This is a genomic window from Aquibacillus halophilus (assembly GCF_009649745.1).
Taxonomy (GTDB): domain Bacteria; phylum Bacillota; class Bacilli; order Bacillales; family Amphibacillaceae; genus Aquibacillus; species Aquibacillus halophilus.
The window spans coordinates 47,858-67,146 of sequence record NZ_WJNG01000016.1; the positions used below are offsets into that span (position 1 = coordinate 47,858).

25 protein-coding genes, 1 pseudogene and 1 riboswitch are annotated in these 19,289 nt (G+C 33.7%); of the genes and pseudogenes, 13 read left to right on the forward strand and 13 right to left on the reverse strand.

Going from position 1 to position 19,289, the window contains the following annotated elements; genetic code table 11:
• Window positions 1-133: 133 nt before the first annotated feature.
• Complete coding sequence (locus GH741_RS17730) at window positions 134-1,273, reverse strand: MFS transporter (protein WP_153738101.1); 1,140 nt, start codon at window positions 1,271-1,273, stop codon at window positions 134-136.
• A 158-nt stretch (window positions 1,274-1,431) separates the two neighbouring features.
• Between GH741_RS17730 and GH741_RS17735 the strand changes: the two genes are divergently transcribed.
• Window positions 1,432-1,956: a GNAT family N-acetyltransferase gene (locus tag GH741_RS17735; protein ID WP_153738102.1), complete on the forward strand. Its 525-nt coding sequence runs from the start codon at window positions 1,432-1,434 to the stop codon at window positions 1,954-1,956.
• Between the two features lie 72 nt (window positions 1,957-2,028).
• Here the strand turns inward: GH741_RS17735 and GH741_RS17740 are convergent, their stop codons facing one another.
• Window positions 2,029-2,499: a divergent PAP2 family protein gene (locus GH741_RS17740; RefSeq protein WP_338079550.1), complete on the reverse strand. Its 471-nt coding sequence runs from the start codon at window positions 2,497-2,499 to the stop codon at window positions 2,029-2,031.
• Between the two features lie 194 nt (window positions 2,500-2,693).
• Window positions 2,694-2,773, forward strand: a riboswitch (ZMP/ZTP riboswitch).
• Between the two features lie 54 nt (window positions 2,774-2,827).
• Between GH741_RS17740 and serC the strand changes: the two genes are divergently transcribed.
• Window positions 2,828-3,919 (forward strand): 3-phosphoserine/phosphohydroxythreonine transaminase, encoded by a 1,092-nt coding sequence (gene serC, locus GH741_RS17745; RefSeq protein ID WP_153738104.1) that lies wholly within the window; start codon window positions 2,828-2,830, stop codon window positions 3,917-3,919.
• Between the two features lie 256 nt (window positions 3,920-4,175).
• Here the strand turns inward: serC and sigZ are convergent, their stop codons facing one another.
• Window positions 4,176-4,751, reverse strand: a complete 576-nt coding sequence (gene sigZ / locus GH741_RS17750) for an RNA polymerase sigma factor SigZ (RefSeq protein WP_153738105.1) — start codon at window positions 4,749-4,751, stop codon at window positions 4,176-4,178.
• Between the two features lie 182 nt (window positions 4,752-4,933).
• Here sigZ and GH741_RS17755 point away from each other — a divergent pair, with 182 nt between their 5' ends.
• Both GH741_RS17755 and GH741_RS17760 read left to right on the forward strand, forming a co-directional pair.
• The gene (locus GH741_RS17755; RefSeq protein WP_153738106.1) at window positions 4,934-6,367 is read left to right on the forward strand and encodes an NAD(P)-binding domain-containing protein; all 1,434 of its coding nucleotides are present in this window, start codon (window positions 4,934-4,936) and stop codon (window positions 6,365-6,367) included.
• Entirely contained in the window at window positions 6,360-7,658 is a 1,299-nt protein-coding gene (locus GH741_RS17760; protein WP_153738107.1) for an MFS transporter, read from the forward strand. The genes GH741_RS17755 and GH741_RS17760 overlap by 8 nt, the downstream gene beginning before the upstream one ends.
• Before the next feature lie 142 nt (window positions 7,659-7,800).
• Here GH741_RS17760 and GH741_RS17765 read toward each other — a convergent pair whose 3' ends face one another.
• Window positions 7,801-9,888, reverse strand: a complete 2,088-nt coding sequence (locus GH741_RS17765) for a sensor domain-containing protein (protein ID WP_153738108.1) — start codon at window positions 9,886-9,888, stop codon at window positions 7,801-7,803.
• Between the two features lie 432 nt (window positions 9,889-10,320).
• Between GH741_RS17765 and GH741_RS17770 the strand changes: the two genes are divergently transcribed.
• Window positions 10,321-11,316 (forward strand): DUF6612 family protein, encoded by a 996-nt coding sequence (locus GH741_RS17770; RefSeq protein WP_153738109.1) that lies wholly within the window; start codon window positions 10,321-10,323, stop codon window positions 11,314-11,316.
• A gap of 500 nt (window positions 11,317-11,816) precedes the next feature.
• Window positions 11,817-12,224, forward strand: a complete 408-nt coding sequence (locus GH741_RS17775) for a DUF6508 domain-containing protein (RefSeq protein ID WP_153738110.1) — start codon at window positions 11,817-11,819, stop codon at window positions 12,222-12,224.
• A gap of 297 nt (window positions 12,225-12,521) precedes the next feature.
• Here the strand turns inward: GH741_RS17775 and GH741_RS17780 are convergent, their stop codons facing one another.
• Genes GH741_RS17780 through GH741_RS17800 form a run of 5 tightly spaced genes read right to left on the reverse strand, consistent with a single transcriptional unit; the run spans window position 12,522 to window position 13,997 of the window.
• Window positions 12,522-12,923 (reverse strand): hypothetical protein, encoded by a 402-nt coding sequence (locus GH741_RS17780; RefSeq protein WP_153738111.1) that lies wholly within the window; start codon window positions 12,921-12,923, stop codon window positions 12,522-12,524.
• A gap of 5 nt (window positions 12,924-12,928) precedes the next feature.
• Window positions 12,929-13,282 (reverse strand): hypothetical protein, encoded by a 354-nt coding sequence (locus tag GH741_RS17785; RefSeq protein WP_153738112.1) that lies wholly within the window; start codon window positions 13,280-13,282, stop codon window positions 12,929-12,931.
• A complete protein-coding gene (locus GH741_RS17790) occupies window positions 13,269-13,463 on the reverse strand; it encodes a hypothetical protein (RefSeq protein ID WP_153738113.1) in 195 nt (64 codons plus the stop codon). The genes GH741_RS17785 and GH741_RS17790 overlap by 14 nt, the downstream gene beginning before the upstream one ends.
• Window positions 13,464-13,502: 39 nt before the next feature.
• Window positions 13,503-13,742: a hypothetical protein gene (locus GH741_RS17795; RefSeq protein ID WP_153738114.1), complete on the reverse strand. Its 240-nt coding sequence runs from the start codon at window positions 13,740-13,742 to the stop codon at window positions 13,503-13,505.
• A gap of 27 nt (window positions 13,743-13,769) precedes the next feature.
• Window positions 13,770-13,997 carry a hypothetical protein gene (locus tag GH741_RS17800; protein WP_153738115.1) on the reverse strand — a complete coding sequence of 76 codons (228 nt, stop codon included), beginning with the start codon at window positions 13,995-13,997 and terminating at the stop codon, window positions 13,770-13,772.
• Window positions 13,998-14,127: 130 nt separating this feature from the next.
• Here GH741_RS17800 and GH741_RS17805 point away from each other — a divergent pair, with 130 nt between their 5' ends.
• Both GH741_RS17805 and GH741_RS17810 read left to right on the forward strand, forming a co-directional pair.
• Window positions 14,128-14,376: a hypothetical protein gene (locus tag GH741_RS17805; protein WP_153738116.1), complete on the forward strand. Its 249-nt coding sequence runs from the start codon at window positions 14,128-14,130 to the stop codon at window positions 14,374-14,376.
• Between the two features lie 10 nt (window positions 14,377-14,386).
• Window positions 14,387-14,689, forward strand: coding sequence for a hypothetical protein (locus GH741_RS17810; RefSeq protein ID WP_153738117.1), 303 nt, complete (start codon window positions 14,387-14,389; stop codon window positions 14,687-14,689).
• A 106-nt stretch (window positions 14,690-14,795) separates the two neighbouring features.
• On the opposite strand, the gene GH741_RS17815 is transcribed toward GH741_RS17810, so the two are convergent.
• The gene (locus tag GH741_RS17815) at window positions 14,796-15,251 is read right to left on the reverse strand and encodes a DUF2269 family protein (protein ID WP_153738118.1); all 456 of its coding nucleotides are present in this window, start codon (window positions 15,249-15,251) and stop codon (window positions 14,796-14,798) included.
• A 354-nt stretch (window positions 15,252-15,605) separates the two neighbouring features.
• Here GH741_RS17815 and GH741_RS17820 point away from each other — a divergent pair, with 354 nt between their 5' ends.
• Complete coding sequence (locus GH741_RS17820; protein WP_153738119.1) at window positions 15,606-15,884, forward strand: hypothetical protein; 279 nt, start codon at window positions 15,606-15,608, stop codon at window positions 15,882-15,884.
• Window positions 15,885-15,950: 66 nt separating this feature from the next.
• On the opposite strand, the gene GH741_RS17825 is transcribed toward GH741_RS17820, so the two are convergent.
• Window positions 15,951-16,424 (reverse strand): DinB family protein, encoded by a 474-nt coding sequence (locus GH741_RS17825; protein WP_153738120.1) that lies wholly within the window; start codon window positions 16,422-16,424, stop codon window positions 15,951-15,953.
• A 161-nt stretch (window positions 16,425-16,585) separates the two neighbouring features.
• On the opposite strand from GH741_RS17825, the gene GH741_RS22180 reads away from it, so the two are divergent.
• The 3 genes and pseudogenes from GH741_RS22180 to GH741_RS17835 all read left to right on the forward strand — a co-directional run bounded on the left by GH741_RS22180 (window position 16,586) and on the right by GH741_RS17835 (window position 17,732).
• Complete coding sequence (locus tag GH741_RS22180; RefSeq protein ID WP_276608245.1) at window positions 16,586-16,711, forward strand: hypothetical protein; 126 nt, start codon at window positions 16,586-16,588, stop codon at window positions 16,709-16,711.
• Window positions 16,708-17,178 carry a GNAT family N-acetyltransferase gene (locus GH741_RS17830; protein ID WP_153738121.1) on the forward strand — a complete coding sequence of 157 codons (471 nt, stop codon included), beginning with the start codon at window positions 16,708-16,710 and terminating at the stop codon, window positions 17,176-17,178. Before GH741_RS22180 ends, GH741_RS17830 begins: the two co-directional genes overlap by 4 nt.
• A 108-nt stretch (window positions 17,179-17,286) precedes the next feature.
• A pseudogene (locus GH741_RS17835) lies at window positions 17,287-17,732 on the forward strand (HAD family hydrolase).
• A gap of 21 nt (window positions 17,733-17,753) precedes the next feature.
• On the opposite strand, the gene GH741_RS17840 reads toward GH741_RS17835, so the two are convergent.
• Complete coding sequence (locus GH741_RS17840; protein WP_153738122.1) at window positions 17,754-18,065, reverse strand: DMT family transporter; 312 nt, start codon at window positions 18,063-18,065, stop codon at window positions 17,754-17,756.
• Window positions 18,065-18,406 carry a DMT family transporter gene (locus tag GH741_RS17845; RefSeq protein ID WP_153738123.1) on the reverse strand — a complete coding sequence of 114 codons (342 nt, stop codon included), beginning with the start codon at window positions 18,404-18,406 and terminating at the stop codon, window positions 18,065-18,067. Before GH741_RS17845 ends, GH741_RS17840 begins: the two co-directional genes overlap by 1 nt.
• A gap of 345 nt (window positions 18,407-18,751) precedes the next feature.
• On the opposite strand from GH741_RS17845, the gene GH741_RS17850 reads away from it, so the two are divergent.
• On the forward strand, window positions 18,752-19,165 hold the full coding sequence (locus GH741_RS17850; RefSeq protein WP_153738124.1) for an RrF2 family transcriptional regulator: 414 nt from the start codon (window positions 18,752-18,754) through the stop codon (window positions 19,163-19,165).
• Window positions 19,166-19,289 lie beyond the last annotated feature (124 nt).

Consider the following 19,289-nt stretch of genomic DNA (forward strand, 5'->3'; position numbering starts at 1 on the left):
GTGTTTAGTCCTTCTCTTCATAAAAAACCTTTAAAAACCGTTCACGCACTATCATCGATAGCTTTTCGGTATTAAAATATGTCAGTTTCCTAGTCTAGTTGTAAGCTAAATTAAATGAACTTCGTTTTTCATCTTATGCAGAACGTAACTTACTATAGCCAGCCACTGTTAAGACAACCATCCCAACCAAAAAGGCGATGAAATATGGAGAGATTATGTCACGAATAGCTCCGGTAACAAATGAGCTGACTATCATACCTAAGGAAAAAACCGCGGACATGTAACCAAAGGCTCGGCCGTGAGTTTGTTTTGTTGCGCTTTCGGTAATTGCTGTCGCCATTGCCGGCATTACAAGACCAAAGAATAAACCAATAACAAACAACAGGAAAGGTAATGGAAGTAACGAAGTGAATAGACAGAATAAGGCTATCGACATTCCAAACAAACCAAGTCCTAGTCTTTTAAGGGGATCAAATCGATTGATGAAAAATAGTGATAGCGTTATAAATGTTCCAATGCCCATATAGCTAAATAACTGACCTGTATCAAAGGTGGAAAATCCCTTTTCAACAGTTAGGTAAGGTACTTCAAAAATAATCACTCCGTGAGTGTACATAACAGCAAAACCAATTAAATAAACAACTGCTAGATTTGAAACCGAATGAATACGTCGATTATCTATGGGTGCTTGATTTCGTTTGTCGATAATAACAACTTGTCTGTCTTGTAAGAAACGAATGGAATACATACCAGTTAGAATAATTGCAATTCCAATGAAGTAATAAGTGTTGACATAGCCAATAAGGACAACCAATTTCCCTCCAACTAGTGGGGCAATTATACTTGCTATGGTTGATAGGATTCCGTTGATAGCCATGTTTTTGCCTTGTTGCTGACTATTGTTAGCATATCCTGAGAGTAGCGTGAAAGCTGCAGGAATCAAAAAGGCTAAAGCGAATCCATTTAGTCCATGCAATAACAATAAGTCTCCGGAGTCTGACGCTAAACCGTGGGCAATAAAAAGTCCTCCCGAGGCAAATAATGGAACAGTTATGAACATCTTCTTGCCAAAACGATCAACCAATGGTCCTGCTAATAAATTTCCTACCAAATTGGTAAAAGAAGTAACACTAAATATAATGCCAATTAAAATGCTTGAAGCTCCAAGTGATGCTGCATATGGAGTAAACACTGGGACTTGAATCCTCATTATCAGGCTAATAAAGAACATGACAATAAATAAATTCAATTTGTCTAAAGTTGCTTCTTTCATTTTTCTCACCTCGAAAACAATGTATGCCTAGGAGGTGATAATTAGACGAGCACTTGAGGCGCTTGTAATAAATGTTCTTGAATTAGATACAGTGTGGTTCACAAGTGAAATGTGTTAAAATCAAAAAAGATTTTGCTGCACAAGAAAGGAACCTATTAATGAAAAAAAACCTGTTTTTAATTAAACCTACAGTGAAACTAAAGGAGGAATATCTCTCATTTTACAAGGAATGGTTAGATAGTGGGGAGGATATGATTCCTTGGGTTATAGAAAAAGACCCAACAAATTTTGAAGAGATGATTCAGTTTTTACATAATAACGAAAAAGGGATAAATCTTCCTAATGGTTGGGTACCAGATTCGACCTATTGGATGATCAATGAAAACAACAAACTAATTGGAGTAGTTAATATACGACATCAATTAACAGATTTATTATTGAGAAGTGGCGGACATATTGGCTATGGTATTCGTCCTACTGAAAGAAAAAAAGGATTCGCTACTGCGTTGTTGTCATTATCAATAGAAAAATCTCAACAATTAGGGCTAACAAAAATTCTCGTTGTATGTGACGAAAGTAATATAGGTTCTGCCAAAACAATTATCAATAATGGTGGAGTTATAGATAAGGATTTTGTTGAAGAAGATGGAACCATTGTAAAAAGGTATTGGATAGAGTTGTAAGAAAAAAAATCGTTTATAAAAGTGATAAGTAGTATGCATGGAACCTTGTCAGAACGACTAAGGTTCCATGCATTAACTTGATTTCACATTTTTTTCTGTCAAATAACTAATGGTGCCTATAACAATTCCCAGTAAAGCTCCACCCGCAACTTCAATCGGTAAGTGCCCAAGCATTTCTTTTAGTTCCTTTTCTCGTCTTTTATGGTAAATATCTGGGTGACCGTCTGCAATTTGTTCTAATTTCTCATCTATATCGTTCACTGCAATAGCTATTTCACCAGCCTGCCAGCGGATTCCCATGGCATCATACATGACTATTAAACCAAAAATAGTGCTGACTCCAAAATCTATTGATGGAACTCCTTTTCTTAAAGCCACATACGTAGTAAGTGATGTGACAGCGGATGAATGAGAACTTGGCATATCCCCACTACCAAACAATTTTTTCCAATCCCATGTACCAGTCTCAATATAATTTAAAGGTACCTTTAAGAATTGGGCAGTACCGATCCCAAATAATGCTGTAGTAATCGCTCGATTCACCATAAGTCACCTCAAGTATAAGATGAGAAACAATGTCTCTTTTTATTCAACAGAAATAAACAAATATAAGTTTTAGTTGGAACTAGTATCAATAGAAAAAACAATATATGCTGTTAACGTCAAACATTTGTCGGAATTTTTTCATAATAAGTATTGAGTAATTATGAAAAAATTGATAAGCTTACAAAAGATAAAGGGCTATGTGTAACTGGCGAAATGCGGATAACCGTAAGGGAGCACATAGTATCGATAGCCGTTCGCCTGGGCAAAGGTAAGGAATATAATCCTTACCTTTTTCTGTCTATAAATTATTTAGGAGATGCTTACATTGAAAAGAGTTTATAATTTTGCAGCGGGGCCATCTATGCTTCCGCTGACTGTGTTAGAAAAAGTACAACAAGAATTGCTCAGCTACCAGGATTCAGGAATGTCAGTGATGGAATTAAGTCACCGTTCTGGCCTATACACAGAAGTTATCAGGGGAGCAGAACAGCTACTTAGAGATTTGATGAACATTCCAGAAAATTATAAAGTTCTGTTTATTCAAGGTGGCGCATCACAGCAATTTGCGATGATACCAATGAATTTACTTGTTAAAAGCGGAAAAGCAGACTTTGTAAACACAGGATCTTGGTCAAAAAAGGCAATAAAAGAGGCTAAAAAATTTGGTGAAGTACGTGTGATTGCAACTTCAGAGGATGAAAATTTCACGTACATACCAAAAGTTGACTCTACCATGATTGATCCAGAAGCGGATTATGTCCATATCACTACCAATAACACAATCGAAGGAACAGCTTTTAGAGATTTTCCAGATACAGGGAATGTCCCACTAGTTGCCGATATGTCATCTAATATTTTATCTGAAGAGATTGATGTTTCAAAATTCGCCTTAATTTATGCCGGAGCTCAAAAGAATATTGGACCAGCCGGCTTAACGGTTGTAATCATACGTGAAGACCTAATTGGCCATGCGGAAGAAACTTGTCCAACGATGTTGGATTATAAAACACATAGTGAAAGTGGTTCTTTGTACAATACACCGCCTACATTTGCAATCTATATGGCTAAGCTTGTATTCGATTGGTTATCAGATCACGGTGGAATCAAGGCAATGCAGAAGGTCAACGAAGAAAAGGCGAGAGTTCTCTATAACTATATTGATGGCTCTAAGTTTTTTTCATCACCAGTAAGGAAGGATAGCCGTTCGATTATGAACATTCCGTTTGTAATTCCAAACCGTGAACTAGATACAGCATTTGTTAAGCAAGCACAAGCAAAAGGCTTAGAGACGTTAAAAGGACACCGTTCTGTAGGTGGAATGCGTGCAAGCATTTATAATGCAATGCCGCTAGAAGGTGTTCAAGCACTTGTAGATTTTATGAGGGAATTTGAAGAGGAGCATATTTTAAAAAAGTAAGATTTTAAATCAATAATTTTCTCATAGAAAGAAAAAGGAGTAGTTCAATTTTATCATTGGGCTGCTCCATTTTTAGTAATGTAGGTTTTCTATTCCAAAAGACATTACCACAAGTTGTACACATAGAACAAGAAGGTCTTTTTTGGTTTGGGAGAACATTATTTGATAAGGAGAAAGTGGTCTTCAAAACTAAAGATGTAGATAAGCATTTCGATGATGCAATAACTAAATTTGATTTGTATTATAATTGACCATTTTACCCTGTATCCCGACAGGAACAAGATTCTTGTCTTACCCAATAATCAATGACATTTCCGGAAGAATCAATTTCTAGATGACAACAGTCTAAAAGTGCTTCTTTCAGTAATTTTCTTGCTCGTTGAACTCTGGATTTTGCGCCTGGAACAGATATCTGTAGTCTTTCAGCTAAATCTTTTTGAGTCAGTTGCCCCAACTCGCTTAATAGTAATGCTTCCCTGTACTTATCCGGTAATATATCCATTAATTCTCTTAACCAAGAGGAAACTATTTCATTCATATTTTCATTCACATTTTGTTGGTCTTGTTCAATTAAAGAAGATTCTATAATGAATTTCGGATTTTTAGTAATGTCTTTGCTTTTTTTTCTATAATAATCAGTGATGGTATTCCTAGCAATTTGGTAAACCCATGGTTGCAGTTTTTCTTCATCCTTTAACTCACCTAATTTACTGTGGATTTTTAAGAACACATCCTGTAATAGATCGGCAACATCTTCGCTATTAGATACCTTCCCTTTTATAAAATTCTCCAATGAGTATTTGAATTGCTCCAATATCATTGTCATTTCCATAAGGCAACTTCCTTTCTTAGACTTTTGAGAAGTTTATTTTATTATAATCTTTTTATAAATTTAAGATACACTTCATTTATATGATTTAGCTTAAATTATTTACTATTTTTTTAGTCTAATTTTGCATCCATTTAAAAAGTTATCGTCTATATATATGACAACAAAAATGGAGGTTAAAAATTATGATAGAAACTAATAGTAATCTAAATGAAATGCTTCCGGTTGCGGTTATTGGTGCTGGTCCTGTTGGATTGGCTGCTGCATCCCATCTAATTAACAAAGGAGAAAAGGTCATCATTCTTGAATTTGGGAAGAAGGTAGGAGCTAATATTTTGAAATGGGCACATGTTCGATTGTTTTCTCCTTGGAAATATAACATGGACAAAGAAGCAATAAAATTATTAATTGAAAATGGTTGGGTGTCTCCGGACTTAGATGAACTACCTACAGGTAAGGAACTCTTGGATAGTTATTTATACCCTCTAAGTCAAATCCCGCAAATTGAGGAATCTTTATTCTTGAATACAAAGGTTGTTGGAATTACTAGAATGGGCTTGGACAAAGTTAAAGACCGGAACAGAGAAAACCTTCCATTTGAGATATACGTTGAGCAAGATGGCATCTCAAAAATAGTTAGAGCAAGAACGGTGATTGATGCCACTGGCACTTGGTCAAATCCTAATCCAGTATTATCAAGCGGGGTATGGACTTCTAGTGAACAGAGTTTAAGGGACAATATTTATTATGGGATTCCTGATGTATTAGGTAAAAATTTGGAACGTTATGTAGGACAAAAAATAATTGTTGTTGGTAGCGGTCACTCAGCGATAAACTCTATTCTAGATTTAGGCTATTTAAAAGATAGGTATCCTAAGACAGAAATCATATGGGCCATTCGTAAAGAGAAAGTAAATGATGTTTATGGGGGACAGGAAAAGGATAATTTGGCTGCAAGAGGTGAATTAGGTACTAGAATACAAGAGTTAGTTGAGTCCGGAAAAATAAATGTTAAGACTGGTTTTTATATAACTGAACTAGTTAAAGAAAACAACAACATTTTAGTTAGAGGAATTGAAAACGGTGTTCCTGCAAGTATCTCGGGTATTGGCCAAATAATTACCGGGACAGGTGCTAGACCGGATATTTCATTTTTAAGAGAAGTTAGAACTAACCTTGATTCTGCAATAGAAAGTGTTTCCAAGTTAGCTCCTTTAATTGACCCTAATGTTCATAGTTGTGGAACAGTACGCCCGCATGGTGAGGAGGTACTTAGACAACCTGAGGAGAATTTTTATATAATTGGCATGAAAAGTTATGGGAGGGCACCAACCTTCCTAATGGCAACCGGTTATGAACAAGCTCGATCCATAGTATCTTATTTAGTAGGTGATTTTGACGCTGCAAAAGAGGTACACTTAGAATTGCCGGAAACCGGTGTCTGTAGTATTAATAGAGCTCCGTGCTGTCAGCCAGAAACCATGGAAAACAAAGTAATCATTCAAAGTGGACTCGAAGTTGAAAAGCTTAGTATAACGGACTCTTCTAGTTGCTATAATCCTACAAACAAAATAGAAGATGACAATATAGAAAATAAGGAACAAGGTTGCTGTGGTTAGGAAGAAATCTAAGCGACTGAAGTTTAATCAGTCGCTTCCCTATGTAGATGGAAAAGATAAAACTGGTAGCAATCAAATTATTATTATTTCATTAGCCACTGCTGTTTGTCTAATCGGTGATTCGATGCTGTATATTGTTCTACCAATATATTGGAGAGAAATTGGGTTGGAATCATTAATAGAGGTAGGAATTTTATTATCAATAAACAGGTTTATTAGAATTCCGATTAATCCTGTTATTGGTGCGTTTTACAAAAGATATAATTTGAAAAGTGGCCTGATTATCGCGGTCATCATTGCGAGTATTACAACCATATCATATGGTATAGTTGAGGGATTTTGGATTTGGTTAATAATTAGAGCTTGTTGGGGAGTAGGGTGGTCCTTTTTCAAGTTAGGTACGATGTTATTTATTATTGAAAGAGGATCTGAGAATGGAAATAGAGGGCATTTTTTAGGATTATACAATAGTCTCTATCGGATAGGAAGTATTATCGGAATGTTTTTTGGAGCTTTATTTGTTCAAATACATGGACTAACAATAACTTCAATTTTTTTCGGATTGATTGCGTTTTTTGCCATACCATTTATTATTTATTTTGTTCCGGTTGTTAAGGTGTCACAATTAAGTCCTGACTTTAAAACGATAAACAATATATTTAGAATTAAGAATCATTTTACATCTAAACAAGCACTATTGATTTTCGTCTCGGGATTTCTAATTATGCTATCACTTGAAGGAACCTTTACAGCAACCTTAAGTAGTATAATTGAAAGCAAATATGGTTTTGAAGTAACTCTATATTCTTTAATTATTGGTGCCGCCACTATTGGTGGATTCATACAATCATTAAAATGGTTTCTACTACCTTTTTTGTTTCCAATGCTAGGTAAGGTATTAGATCGGGAGAAAGAAAAAAGTAAATTGTTTTTATTTTTCTTGTCATTGACTATAGTATTTCTAATCTTTTTTTCTTTCGATTTAAACATATATTTATGGTTGGTCATTGTTTTTACTCTATTGCTACTGTCCTCAATTTTATTACTAATTGTTGATACGATGGCAACGGAATTTGCAGACCTTTCCTCACATAAAGTTGACATTATAAGTTTTTACACAATTTCTCTTGATTTAGGTGCAGCTGTAGGACCAATAATTGGCTTCATGGTTGGCGGTATTGTTGGAATAGAAAACATTGGTTGGATGTCAGTTGTAATTGTCAGTATTGTAATTACTATGTGGTTTTCTAATAAAACTGACATGGAAGAAAAAAACCAACGATTAGCCTAAATTGAATTTTTAGCGGAAATTTGAGAACTTAAAGATGAAGCTCCAAGTACGTACTGAAATATGATAGATACCTAGCGGTGGAGGTATATTTCAGTATCCTGGAGCTTTTACTTTTCTATTATTCTTAATCTAGTTTATATGCTTAAAGAATATGTTTATTTAACATTTTCTCGAATTCGTTTACAGGTTTCGGCTTGCTAAACAAATATCCTTGGAGTTCATCACATTTAAGTTGACGAAGTATTGTTAGTTGTTCTTCATATTCAACACCTTCTGCAACTACATTCATATTGAGTTGTTTAGACAGGTTAGTGATGAATTGTGTAATTGCAGCACTTTCTTCATTAATATGAACATCTTTAACAAAAAGTTTATCCAATTTTATCGTTGAAAATTTATATTTCCTTAAATAGCCTAAAGAAGAATATCCTGTTCCGAAATCATCTAGTGCAATATGCACTCCAAGTTGTCTTATTGCTTCAATGGTTTTTAATGTTTCTGCTTCCTGCTCTATCAACATACTCTCTGTAATTTCAATTTCCAACCATTTTCCTTCAATTCGATTCTCTTGGAGCACAGTTGAAATGGTTTCAACTATATCCGTTTGCAACAACTGTCGGACCGAAAAATTGAGTGATACTTTGAGAGATTGATAACCTTCTTCCTGCCATAACTTAAGTTGTCGACAAACTGACCGTAATACCCACTCCCCGATCGGTACAATGAGTCCTAATTCTTCTGCTAAATGGATAAAATCATCAGGGGGAACTAGTCCACGGTTTGGATGGTGCCACCGAATAAGTGCTTCAGCACCTACAATTTGATTTGTCTGAGCATCTACTTTAGGTTGATAATATAATTCAAATTGATCCTTAACTAGTGCTTTTCTAAGGTCATTTTGTAAAGAAAAAGTTTTGCTTGTGTTAATGTTCATCGTTGAAGTATACATTTCATGATGATTTTTCCCGTTTTGTTTTGCTAAGTACATCGCCACATCTGAATTTTTCAATAATGTTTTGATATCCTCGCCAGAATCCGGGTAAATACTTATCCCAATACTTGAAGTAGCGAATAGCTCGTAATTATTTATAATAAAGGGAAACTGAAGCTTCTCTTTAATGTTGGTGGCAACATTAATAACACGCTGGTCGTCTGTTAACTCTGAGATGATAATGACAAACTCATCACCAGCAATTCTGGCAACCATATCTTTTTCAGAGACACAGCTTTTTAATACCTTTGATACTTCTTTCAACACTCTGTCGCCTATATCGTGTCCTAATGTATCGTTAATAAATTTAAAACGATCCAAATCAATCAGTAGAACAGCTAATTTTGAATTAGTTTCCTTTGCTTTATTAAGCTCTAGTTCTAATTTGTCTTCGAAGAACCTACGATTTGGTAAACCGGTGAGGAAATCGTGATAAGCCATATGGTGAATTTCCTCGTGCGCTCTTTTAAGAGCAGTAATATCATGATAATTGACAACAATCCCCTTTATATCTTCATTATGTATCAGATTCTTAGCACTTACCTCAACGTGTCTCCATTCACCGTTTTTATGTAATAATCGCAATTCTGTCTTTATAACCTGATTAGGTTTATTAATTATTTCGACATATAGTTGCTTTGATCTTTCTAATTCATCGGGGTGAATTAATGAGTTATATCCGGTTTGAACTTCGTCTGGGGCATAGCCGAATTCACGTTCCATCGACGGGCTCCGGTAAAAGACTTCACCGTCTTCATTTATTAGGCTAACAATGTCATTTGAATTTTCTATTAATGAACGAAACTTCCGATCCTGTTGGTACACAAGTGACTCAAGTTCTTTTTGCTTACTAATGTCCTTACCTATTATGAAAAGACCTAATGTTTCTCCATCATTCGAACTAATAGGAACAGCATCTGTATTAACTGTCCTTACTGTTTCATCCTTACTAATCATTCGAAATTCTCTTCTCGCAATTTCACCATGAATAGACTTATTAAAGTTATTTTTCATACTAGATTTATCATCTTTATGAACGATGCTAAGAAAGCTTTTACCAGTTAATTCTTCACACCTATATCCAGTAAGGTCGGTAAAACCTTGGTTACACTCTACAAAGTTACCATTAAAATCAAGTAGGTAAATAGCATCGGAATGAACCTCGAACATTTTGTGAAAAGGTAGATTCTTATTTTCAAGAAATGAATCTAATTTCTTTTTCTTTTCTAAATCTGTCATGGGGACCACCTTTATATGTAGTATTAGAAAAAAATATAATGTAATTTTAACAAAAATGAGATGAAAAATCGCAGATTATGATTCTTGAATTTCCATTTGGACCATCAGCTATTATAAGAAAAGTCAATTGGATAAAATGAGAGGGGCAGGCTCATTACTTTATTGTATTTTTTCTGATTTGTTTTGAGTTACTATTCCCCTTGATAACCAGTTTGAAACCAGTATTAATAAGATCCATATTAATGAGGAGGCTATTTAAACTACTATAAAAGAAGTATTAAGTACGGATTAGGTTTAAATTAAGCCTTAAATCTTCATTTCCAGGCTCTTTAGATGAAGTATATACCTAGGGATACATTACCTCTTTAATATTGTGTGATACCTTTAATAGTAAGATAAATTAGTTTTCTAATACTAGAAGAGGGTGTCCACATGAAAAAACTAATAGTGTTTTTATTAATGATAAGTATATTCTTGTTAGCTGCTTGTAACGAAGACAGTACAAGTAATGACGATGCTGAGAATGACTCGCAAATGGACGTAAGTCAATCTGAAGAAGCGTCCTTGGAAAGTGATGACGACGAAGTAGAAGCCGCAGAAGAAGATACTACTGAGGATGAAAAAGAAAGTTCAGATGATGAAGGGGATCTAGTAGATGCCCTTGATGTCAAGAGCATCCTAAAAAAATCTGCAGAAGCAATGGCGGAGGTTACAAGTTTTAAAGGAATAAGCAAATTTATAGACGACAGTACGTTTAATGGCGTGGAAGAAAAAAGTGAATCAACTTTCACGATGGAAATTATCCTATCTGATCCAGCAGTAATGTACGCGAAAGCTTCTTCTGTTCTAAGTGAAACAGAAGAAGGTGACATGGAAATGTATATGAAAGATGGAACTTTGTATATTAACTCTGAAGAAAATTGGTTTTCGATGCCAACTGATTCAGGGTATGGAAGTTTGTACGAACAATATAATATGTATGAAGAAGAGCAGATTGAAGCATATGTAAACCAAAGTGATAGTTTCGAAGTTATCGATAACGGTGATCATTATCTATTATCCTTTGCTGGTAATAATGAAGAGTATAAAAACGTTGTGATGGGTTCAAGCTTTGGAGCAACAAGTGAATTATTTAAAGAACATTATGAAAACATGAAAATTAATAGCGGTACCTATGAGGTAAGCATTGATAAAGAGACATTTTATATGACAGAATATAAGTATGAATACGATTCAGAAACGACAGGTGAATTAGGTGCAATTACACAATACAGTAAAGGAACTTATAGTCTTTCCGACTTCAATTCAATTGGTGAAATAACTGTACCTGAAGAGGTCATTGAAAACGCACAATCAATGGGAGAATCATTTGTAGACATGCAAATCTTAAGAGGGAAATCGATTAACATTACCCGGGAAATATTTTAAAAACTAAATCTGTATAATTACCAGGGTTAAGAATCCTAGATTCACAAATGTCATTTAAAGTATAAACCCCTTACTTAACTCGGACTTTCAATACTAATAAAAAAAAATTAATAAAAGAACTTTCAGTGATATCATTTGTTTATTTAAGATGCTTAAACTAATTGTTCACAAAAAAACAAGCTTCCTTTATAAAGGGAATTGGCTATCTGTGTTGAATTAAACTATATACAATAACCTGTTTTAAGTTTATGGATCAACAGAATCTGTATAACAAAGAATTTGACAAAGTATAAGATGTTCATTTGTGATGAATGTAATAAGAGCATATTTGAGTCTATTAACGGGATGGTTGTGTTTATAGCACCTACTCTTATCGAGTTATCCCTTCCAATTGCAACTGGCGTATAGAGAATAAAGAAGTTGAAACCATCTGGTACGCATTGAGTAATGCAAATGAAGAAATGAATCGATAAGAAGTTGGTTTGAGAGGAAGATATCATATGATTACCTATCAAAAACTATTTGATTATATTGATTACTTTAAAACTATTTCTGAAGATGAAGTATGTCGCTGGGAGGGTGGAAAAAAGAGGGAGAATGATAACTTTTCTCTAGGCTATCCAGTTTATAATCAAAAATTTAAAAACTTTATAGATGACGTGTATGAAACAGAAATAATGGATGCAAATTATATAGAAACGTTGGAAAGATATCAATTAGCAATGTCGGATGAATTAAGAGGAGTTATTGATTCGGCGAACTTGCAGTTAACTAGAGCAATTCTAACTGTTTACGTACGTCAAGAACGATTCAGTGATGGTTTATGGGCTACCGCTGTGAAAGATAAAGTTTTTTACAAAATTCTATTAAGATTAAAAAAAATATCAGATGATCGACTGTCAGGTTAACGCACTAGAATCAGAAACAAAACACGAATGCTGCAAATGACTCTAGAGCCAACTAAATTTCAAGAGGATGTAAACGGGAACGTGCTGAAGATCATCATTTTAATTACATGTCCTGTCGGGATAACACTTGAAAAAAGACATTAGATCTTAATGTGAAGGGAAAACAAGAACTATAAATGTACAAATCGCAACAAGCTTTTAGATGTGTCCGACTTAATGAAGCTATAATTGGAGTCTAAAGCCCAAAACCTGTATGGTTTGGGGCTTTGGTCGAATCTATTTAGCTTAATCAGTAACTCAATTGCTATCATCTGTTGAATTATGATTATCATTATGCTCTAAATGATGTTCATCAATCAAGTCTAATACCCAGTCAGGTAAGTTATCCTTATCTTCTAAGATCATGTCCATTAAATATTTCAAATTCATATGTGATTTTAGATCGTGTATGTCATTATTATTCCCATCAATTGTTCCTAACCCTTGATTATGTTTCTTGTAACCTTTGAAGTTTGTTGGATAGTTATTACCAAAATTGATTGTACTTGCGTTTTCTAGTGTACCTACTTTGAACTCCTTAAAATGGAAAACAGGAGAAAATGGTGAAGAAGCTGTTTTTTTTTCTTCTTCCTCTGAGTTTGAATTTTCTGTATCACTTTTGTCGTTTAAATTGTAATCGTTATATGGAATTTCGCTCATGAAGATCACTTCCTAAGGAAAGAATAGTCCACTATCTTGTTGTTTAGTTTAACTTGAATATCACTAATTTTTGATTGTTTCGGATCTGATTGCTTGATTTTATCTTTTTTCTCACTATCACTCTTGCTAGTTAAATTGTTACCGAAATTTACACTTCCGCTATTCTCTTTAATATCGACCTTTTCAAAATTAAAGGTCACTGGTATATCTTTTAAATCCGATAAGTTAATGTCTGCATTTTCAATATTTATATTTATAACAATTCCGTCCGACTTTCTATTTAATTCTTCAATAAGGGACTTAAGTTGACTGAAGTCATAATTAGCTTGGAAGTTGATATCATTTTTATGTTCTGTCATTATTGATAATCATATTTTTTAAATTAGTTATTGAATTGTGGTCCCCATCAACTTCTCCCAAGCCCTCATTTTTAATAGATATACCTTTAAATCCATGCAAATTGTTTTGACCATGAAATATTCCGCTACAGCTTGAAACAGTCTCTACGTTTAATTTTTTTAAGTTCATAAGTGGTTCCATTTAAAATCCTCCAATCAGAGACGTTTTACTTACAAAAACTTAATTAATTGATTTACTTAGTATATGATCATAAATGTCATAATCATATACTACATTCAAGTTATTTGATTGTGGTGATTTACCTCTTTGATTAGTTCTGCATTTCCCTGAACCAGTATTATACTTTTCTTTGACATTCCAACCTTTCGATTCTGTTCTACCTATGAATACACCAGTATTCGAATCTAGACTAGTTACGTTAATATTATTAAATGAAATAAAATTTTCTTCATGTACCATTTTTTAATCATACTCCCTTAAAAAATGTTATTTATACGACGGGGAATCAGTTGTGTCTGGATCGATAACAACATTACTGTTATTAGATGTTTGATTGTGGTTACCAGAAATTGTCCCAAGGCCATGATTTTGTTTACTAAAAGTCCTCCAAAATGACTGACTATTTGTTCCAATAAAAATGCCGGCATTTGATTCAATTACGTTCACATTTATTTCATCAAAGGATATAGGTGGATTTGTGTTGATAAAGATCACTCCCAAGTATCTACTAGTATAAAGTGTATGCGTTAAACACCCATAGGGTTCGTGCCCTAGAACGATAAAGTGTACTTTACATATTATATTAGTGTTTACTTTATTTATGAGGGAAGGGTGGAATATTAATATGACGGCACCAATTGTATTCAATATGATAAATGTTAACGGTGTAGAGAGTCTTGGCGGTGTTTTTATTGGCGACACGGCTGCAAATGGATGGGAAGTACATGAAAAACTAAATCAAAGTCAGGGGATGAACTTTGCTGGATTTGGGGGAGCCATTCCTGTGACTGGGAATTTTAATTATATTTATGATCCAGATGTTGTAGAAAATCCTCACAGTGAAATTGAAAACCAACCTGCAAGTGTAGTGTAGGTGAGTTTTAATGACAAATCAAAAGAAACCAAATTGGCAGGAATTTGAAAACTTCTTTTCTAACTTTAATCCGTTTTCCGAGGCGAAAAAAATTCCGAGTGAAGATCTAACAAGCTACATGGAACAGTTTAATTCAACTTATTCAAATCTTTATCCGAAAATTGAGGAAAAAGAAGAACAATATCATTTAAGTTTAGACTTACCTAATACTATAGCTATTGATAATATTAGCTATTCAATTAGTGAGAAACAAAAGCCTTCTGGCAAGAAGCAAAAAACTTTAGAAATAGTTATACCAAAAAACAAAGAGTAAGGCGCTATTTATTAGCATCTTACTTTTTTGTTTTGAATTAATTTCCACGACATTTACTAAAAGGATATTACTTTTCTAGTATTTTAAAGGTTTATTTAACAAACTCTTAAAAAGGTTTTAAAATCATCAGGATAATAATTATGATAAAGATTAAATTCTCCAAGTGCTCAAACCCAAATAACACTTTGGATAAGTGGTTATATTCTTTGGGTATCTTCTCTCCACTAGTGGACATCAATAATTCTTTTATGGGGTTGAAGTAACGTTTTAATACGAGTGGTCCCATCGCAAGGGCGATTAAGAATAAGATAAGACTGGTAACATACCATCCCATCTGAAATAAATATGGTCTAAGCACTCCCATTAATAGCCCTGTTACTAGAAGTAAAGTCCCCCCTATCATGACAAAAATGTGTAATTTATGTCTAATTGCGTATGCATGCTTTAATTCAGATAGGTTTGTAGCAGTTTTCGGGATCATTGTTAAGATAAACCCAGGCCCCATTCCTAAAATTGCTGAAAAGATATGTATAAATACTAAATAATAATAAAACTGATCCATTGTTCTCCTCCACTGATTCTAAAGATAATACTATTTTATAATACAGGGTCAATATATGATGTGATATTTATCAATGAAATAGAAAATTTAAATATTTCTCAATCCCTCACAATGACAAATATTATATATAGGAAAACTATAAGCTAACCACTTTATACTTGTGGGGATATGTGTAAAATTATGAAGATACAAAAAAAGAAGGTCACCACAGATGTTTGAATACTCGCTATACCTCTAAATGGATTGGCTTTATTTAAAAGGAAAATGTTCAAATTCGTTGAATTAAATATACTGTGACTTAAATTTGTTGTTACAGAAATAGTCGAACATACTTATTAGGGGAGGATTAATAGTATGACAAGAGAAAAGTTACGTGGTGTAATTTATTTAGGAACTTTTATCGGTATAATTGGCTTAATAGCGCTATTTTCAAGTGTTTATTTCGGATCTTCTCTTGCAAGTACGTGGTTGAGTAATCAAGGTTCGGCTGATACCTCTACTTATCTAGTCATCCTGGAAAGCTATATAAATATTTTTTTAGTTGTTGGAGGGATACTAATGGGCTTTGGTTTATTCTTAGTAGTTTTTACATATTTTAAATTACATAATTGCAATAAGGAAGATTTGTCTTAATGTTTATGACAATTTGATAGAGGAAATACTAAACACCCATATTGATGAGTTACGTTTCATTGTTATTTAATATGAATCGACAGATTTAAATTTTCTTCTAATAAAATCAGCAGATACTGGATTTAGTTCTAATTCTCTTGCTCTCACAGAAAGTTGTCCAATATGGTGAATCTCATGAGCAATTATATGATGAATTAGTTCATCCTTAGTAAATTCCTCACCCCAAGGTACTGAAACAAGTTCGTTTTTTGTTTGATTCATGTAGGTTTGTAAAAAATCAGCTATATCAATACGAAAAGTATCTGAAAGATAGTTGACTTTCTCAAGGGTATTATATTTAGTAAACTCAATGTCTATATTTTCTTTACCTTGGATATGACGAATCCAACTATGCTCCACATCAACAATATGAAAAAGTGTATATAAGATGCTTCCAACTCCACCGATACGGTCTTTAACTAACTCTTCGGCTGTTAGTTGGTTACACCAATTAAACCACTCATCTCTGACTTGCCAATTATACTCAAAAAATTTCAGCATTATTCTCCCCCTAATAATAGTTAGTATCATATAAATATTAGCTTTTTACATTGTTAATTCCTTCTTATTAGGAATTAAGATTAGATTATAATTTAAAATTTCGGAATATCGTGATATCTAATCAAGAGCTTGACTTAATCCAAAAGGAAGGAGTGGCTGATATGTGGATTAAAATATATGAGGTTATCAATCAATTAATTGGTTTAGTAGGAGTTATTGAAATTACAGTTAACAAATTAAAAATTGTATTTCCAAACACTGTAAATGTATTGGGGATTATTCTATGAGAAATTTGATAAGACTGGAAAAAGTTTCACTAGAGAATAGGTCAAGATATATCGATTATCTACTGCTAGCTGATGATAGTTTGGTTGAGGTTAATAAGTACATAAAAGATGGTGACATGTATCTAATTCACTTTGAAGATAATGTAACTGGTATCATGCTATTTACTTTTCATCCTGACCTTGTCGTTGAATTAAAGAATATTGCATTAGTTAGTAAGTATAGGTGTATAGGAATGGGCAAAACAGTGATAACTGAATCATTTGAGATCTATAATAGAAAGGGTTTTAATAAAATGGTTGTCGGAACAGCTAATTCTAGCATTGGTAATTTGATTTTCTATCAAAAGGCAGGTTTTAGAATGACTGAAATAAAGAGGGGTTTTTTCGAAAAATATGCTAATCCTATTTTCGAAAACGGTATTAAAGCTGTAGATATGATAATGTTCGAGAAAGATTTAACTTCTTGATAAGGGCTTGAAGAACAATCGTAGGTACTACTGATAGATTTCAAAATTACTAAGCCAAACATGCTATGCCCCTTTTAAAAAAACATCAATAGCATGGGAGTGAAGGTAATGATTAAGGCTGTCCTATTTGATTTAGATGGTACACTTTTAGATCGAGATGCTTCAGTGAAAATTTTTATTAGAAAACAGTATGAGCGATTTATCAAATGGTTTAGTAGAGGAGCTGAAGGGAAACAACCTTATTCTTGGTATTATTACAAATGGAAAATGTGAAAGCTTTAGGTATTGATAGATATTTCAAAACAATTCTTATATCTGAATGGGAAGGAATGAAAAATCCCGAACCGGAACTTTTTAAAAAGGCTTTAATAGAACTTAACGTTTCTCCTATAGAAAGTATATTTGTCGGCGACCATCCTGAAAACGATGTTGAAGCTGCACAAAATATAGGTATGATAGGGGTTTGGAAAAAAGAATCTCAGTGGGATGATATTGGAGCAGATTTTATTATTGATGATTTGAAAGAAATTCTCTTAATAGTAGATATCCTCTAACTATTATAAAGTTAGAGGTTGTCACGAGATTAGCTTAAGGCCCACTGCTGATGACAGTATTATAGAAATAAATAAAATTCTTTTCCATTCTTTTGGCTCGCCGTATAGTACCATTCCCATTATGGTGGAACCTACTGTGCCAATACCTGTCCAAATTCCGTAAACGGTACCCATGGGTAAAGTTTGCATAGCATAGGATAAAAGCGAAAGACTTGATCCAAATGTAATTATTAGATATAACAAGGCATCACGCTTGCCCATTGCCAATCTCTTTATATTTAGAACCCCTAGGACTTCTAAAATTCCCGCTATAATAATTGCTAACCAAGCCATTATGTAACTCCTTTACTTTTTGAAGGCTCACTCGATACCTGCTTTAATCCAATAACTCCAATAAGAAGCGTACCAATCAAAATAACTTTTAATAAATGGAATGGTTCCCCATATACAGTAATTTCCACAATGACCGTGCCTGCAGTACCAAGACCTGCAAAAACAGCATAAACAGTGCCAATGGGAAGATGCTTTGCAGTAACTGGTAAAAGAATGAAGGTTGCAACAATTGCAATAATAGTCAATCCCCATTCTGTTATACCTTCTGAATGTTTGAGACCAGCCACCCAGTACACTTCAAAAAGAGCTGCTAATACAACATATAACCAATATTTGTTCATATTTTTACTCCTTGTTAAAGACTTCTTTAAAAATACAAAAACGGATGGATCATAAATTTCCCACTCTGTTCAATGTTTTTTATCTTCTCACTAAATTTATTTTTTGTCCATTCGTAGAATTTGAGTGATAAATATTTAGTGGATTACCTATTGCCTTGCTAATCGGTATCGGATTATCTAAGAGCAGGAGGTTTGATATTTTAAACTGTAACTATTATTATTTCAGTTAATCGTTCAGTTTAAAACTTATTTTGCTATGTACTCTTCATTCGGATTTTTTCTAACTGGACTTAGAATGATGCTTGATACACTTTAGCATCTAGAACAACATAGGAGGGGCAATTGATGAATAGTGATTTTACATTAGCCGTTCATAGTTTAACGTTGCTCGCCACGCTACCAGACCGGATGTCTTCAAGTGATGCAATTGCAGCGAGTGCTTCCGTCCATCCCGTTCGGATCCGTAAGGTGTTAAGTTTGCTTCGTAAACATGGATTTATTGAATCAAAGGAAGGAACTGGCGGTGGATTTATATTTTCATCGAACCCAAAAGTAGTTACTCTTAGGGAAATTTATCAGCTTACATCAGAGGGAACATTACAGCCTAAATGTCCACAGGTAAATGACAGTTGTGTGGTAGGATCAAATTTAGAAAATGTCCTTTATTCTATCTTTACAGATGGTGAAGAACACCTTGGTCAATTTTTAGGTCAATATAGTATTGAGGATGTTGTAAACTCGGTTAAGCAAAAACAATAAATACAAGCCCATTTTTTGACTTAGGGTTTGTTATAGATGTAGTATACAAAGTCAAAGATATATAGTTCACCTTAGGTAAAGCAGTATCAATTAAAGCTAACAAGGGGTAATTTAAATGTAATAA

What these genes read in the sequence shown, in the direction of transcription:
- GH741_RS17730 (WP_153738101.1), bottom strand. Translation starts at nt 1,273, where the DNA reads ATGAAAGAAGCAACTTTAGACAAATTGAATTTATTTATTGTCATGTTC.
- GH741_RS17735 (WP_153738102.1), top strand. Translation starts at nt 1,432, where the DNA reads ATGAAAAAAAACCTGTTTTTAATTAAACCTACAGTGAAACTAAAGGAG.
- sigZ (WP_153738105.1), bottom strand. Translation starts at nt 4,751, where the DNA reads ATGGAAATGACAATGATATTGGAGCAATTCAAATACTCATTGGAGAAT.
- GH741_RS17755 (WP_153738106.1), top strand. Translation starts at nt 4,934, where the DNA reads ATGATAGAAACTAATAGTAATCTAAATGAAATGCTTCCGGTTGCGGTT.
- GH741_RS17765 (WP_153738108.1), bottom strand. Translation starts at nt 9,888, where the DNA reads ATGACAGATTTAGAAAAGAAAAAGAAATTAGATTCATTTCTTGAAAAT.
- GH741_RS17770 (WP_153738109.1), top strand. Translation starts at nt 10,321, where the DNA reads ATGAAAAAACTAATAGTGTTTTTATTAATGATAAGTATATTCTTGTTA.
- GH741_RS17775 (WP_153738110.1), top strand. Translation starts at nt 11,817, where the DNA reads ATGATTACCTATCAAAAACTATTTGATTATATTGATTACTTTAAAACT.
- GH741_RS17780 (WP_153738111.1), bottom strand. Translation starts at nt 12,923, where the DNA reads ATGAGCGAAATTCCATATAACGATTACAATTTAAACGACAAAAGTGAT.
- GH741_RS17785 (WP_153738112.1), bottom strand. Translation starts at nt 13,282, where the DNA reads ATGACAGAACATAAAAATGATATCAACTTCCAAGCTAATTATGACTTC.
- GH741_RS17790 (WP_153738113.1), bottom strand. Translation starts at nt 13,463, where the DNA reads ATGGAACCACTTATGAACTTAAAAAAATTAAACGTAGAGACTGTTTCA.
- GH741_RS17795 (WP_153738114.1), bottom strand. Translation starts at nt 13,742, where the DNA reads ATGGTACATGAAGAAAATTTTATTTCATTTAATAATATTAACGTAACT.
- GH741_RS17805 (WP_153738116.1), top strand. Translation starts at nt 14,128, where the DNA reads ATGACGGCACCAATTGTATTCAATATGATAAATGTTAACGGTGTAGAG.
- GH741_RS17810 (WP_153738117.1), top strand. Translation starts at nt 14,387, where the DNA reads ATGACAAATCAAAAGAAACCAAATTGGCAGGAATTTGAAAACTTCTTT.
- GH741_RS17815 (WP_153738118.1), bottom strand. Translation starts at nt 15,251, where the DNA reads ATGGATCAGTTTTATTATTATTTAGTATTTATACATATCTTTTCAGCA.
- GH741_RS17820 (WP_153738119.1), top strand. Translation starts at nt 15,606, where the DNA reads ATGACAAGAGAAAAGTTACGTGGTGTAATTTATTTAGGAACTTTTATC.
- GH741_RS17825 (WP_153738120.1), bottom strand. Translation starts at nt 16,424, where the DNA reads ATGCTGAAATTTTTTGAGTATAATTGGCAAGTCAGAGATGAGTGGTTT.
- GH741_RS22180 (WP_276608245.1), top strand. Translation starts at nt 16,586, where the DNA reads ATGTGGATTAAAATATATGAGGTTATCAATCAATTAATTGGTTTAGTA.
- GH741_RS17830 (WP_153738121.1), top strand. Translation starts at nt 16,708, where the DNA reads ATGAGAAATTTGATAAGACTGGAAAAAGTTTCACTAGAGAATAGGTCA.
- GH741_RS17840 (WP_153738122.1), bottom strand. Translation starts at nt 18,065, where the DNA reads ATGGCTTGGTTAGCAATTATTATAGCGGGAATTTTAGAAGTCCTAGGG.
- GH741_RS17845 (WP_153738123.1), bottom strand. Translation starts at nt 18,406, where the DNA reads ATGAACAAATATTGGTTATATGTTGTATTAGCAGCTCTTTTTGAAGTG.
- GH741_RS17850 (WP_153738124.1), top strand. Translation starts at nt 18,752, where the DNA reads ATGAATAGTGATTTTACATTAGCCGTTCATAGTTTAACGTTGCTCGCC.